Raw genomic sequence first — 1,129 nt, forward strand, 5'->3', positions numbered from 1 at the left:
CAGCAACTTCCCGCTTGTAACCAAGCCATTGCACCTACTTCAACACCGCCAGCAAGCTGAACACCTACACCAAGGTGAGAAAATTCATGCAGCACACAGTCATGATCTGCCGTGGCATTCGCGTTTATCACTACGCCAGTTCTAACGACTGCACTCGTACCAACATAAGCACCGGCCATAATCGCTACACCCGCTTCAACTTGAGCATACCTACTTACCGTTGCTTGTGGGTGTATGAGAGACGTTAAATTAAAGCCTTCTACTTTTAAACGCTCAACAATCTGCTTTCTTACACTGTTGTTTCCAATCGCAACAAACACATCATCGACCTTGATGTCACCTTTAAAGACATCCTCTACCTTAGCAACGACTTCTTTGCCCATAACGGGTTCGTCAGACGGCGCATTATCATCAGCGAAGAAGATATCACTATACTCACCAGTAATTTCAGCTAAATCCATTACTGCTTGGCCGTGACCACCTGCGCCAATTATTAGGAGTGTTCGCTTTGTACCAGTAGACATTTCACTCATTCTAACTTTCTATCCCTAACAGAGTTATTCGAAGTATTGAATTAAGACTGGATTCTATCTCCAGCCCCCTTACCCGTAACAGTCATAAGAATAAACTTAAAATAATTTGAAATGTTCAACTCTCGAATCATTTTCGCATCGACTTCGGCAAGCCTAACAGGTGTAGACATATCGATTTCATTGACCTGCGCTTCGCCTGTAATACCAGGTCTAACAGAAAAAACATCCTGAGCCTCACGAGCAGCCGTTAATTCTTCCTGATTAAACAGGCCTGGACGAGGGCCAACTAAGCTCATATCACCTTTCAACACATTCCACAACTGTGGTAATTCATCGAGTTTAGTCTTACGTAAGAAATTTCCAAAAGGCGTAATTGAGGCACTGTTTGCCAAGTGAGTCGCAACTGAAGCTGTATCGACTTTCATCGTCCTGAATTTCACCAAAATAAAAGGCTTTTTATTTCGCCCTACTCTCTCTTGCCGAAAGACTGGCGACCCTGTATCAAACAGCCCTATCAGCATAATCACAACCAAGACTGGAAAGCCCAACACCAAACCAAATAACGAAAAAATAATATCAAATATACGAATCAACAC

Annotated in this window: 2 protein-coding genes; both read right to left on the reverse strand. The window is 43.0% G+C overall.

All coding sequences use genetic code 11. From position 1 onward, the window contains the following. Nucleotides 1-533, reverse strand: a 533-nt coding sequence (locus A3756_RS25470; RefSeq protein WP_068555014.1) for an acetyltransferase, incomplete at its 3' end; no start/stop codon positions are given. A 41-nt stretch (nucleotides 534-574) separates the two neighbouring features. Continuing rightward, on the reverse strand, nucleotides 575-1,129 hold a 555-nt coding region (locus A3756_RS25475; RefSeq protein ID WP_368664624.1), incomplete at its 5' end, for a sugar transferase.

It is taken from the genome of Oleiphilus sp. HI0086 (assembly GCF_001635225.1).